2 protein-coding genes are annotated in these 745 nt (G+C 30.2%); both read right to left on the bottom strand.

Annotated elements, in window-relative coordinates; all coding sequences use genetic code 11:
- Positions 1–298 (bottom strand): class I SAM-dependent methyltransferase (locus CPAL_RS08325; RefSeq protein ID WP_146126578.1); only part of this gene is annotated, 298 nt, incomplete at its 3' end.
- Positions 299–376: 78 nt separating this feature from the next.
- Positions 377–745: NUDIX domain-containing protein (locus CPAL_RS08320; RefSeq protein WP_106024422.1), on the bottom strand; the 369-nt coding region annotated here is incomplete at its 5' end.

Here is a 745-nt window from a genome sequence, read left to right as displayed (position 1 = left end):
TTTCAAATTCCATATCGAGAATGTTTCCGCAAATATACTCTATGTTTTTATTAGGATGTAAAACTTTTGCCTTCTCAATCATCTTATCTGCAAGGTCAACTGCTATTACTCTTTTAGATTTTTGAGACAACATAAATGAAAGTTCTCCTTTGCCGCAGCCGATATCAAGGCAAGTTTCTACATTATCCGGTATCAGTTTCATGAGTTGATTAAAATAACAGTTGTTGTGATTCCATTTTGGCTCATCCAGTTCTGATATTTCATTGAAATCAGTCTTTACAACATTATAATCTTCCATGCTTATTCCCTACCTAAATAAGATTTATGTCCACTTAAATCACAAGTTATCTATATCAATCCACAATGGTTCATATCTTTAATAATTATAAAATATCTTTACGCAATCTTTAGATTCATCTTTATATTTTAACTTTAACAATAATTCTTTTGTAAATCCACCTAAATCATAATGCTCAATCTCATTTATATCAATCCATTTATATGTTTCTGCCTCATCATTTAAGACAACATCACTTGAGTCTGTCTTACAAACATAGTCAATAAAAATAAAGTGTTTTTTCTCGTGGAACGTATCACTATATATGCTCTCCTTTAAACTAATTAACTTAATGTCATAGATATATAAACCCGTCTCCTCTAATATCTCTCTTTTCAACGCTTCTTCCATTTTTTCTCCTAATTCTATATGTCCTCCTGGAATTACGTATTTATTTCCCCATTTATG

Source organism: Clostridium thermopalmarium DSM 5974 (assembly GCF_002995795.1).
Taxonomy (GTDB): domain Bacteria; phylum Bacillota; class Clostridia; order Clostridiales; family Clostridiaceae; genus Clostridium_H; species Clostridium_H thermopalmarium.
This window is presented reverse-complemented; position numbering and strand designations above follow the sequence as displayed.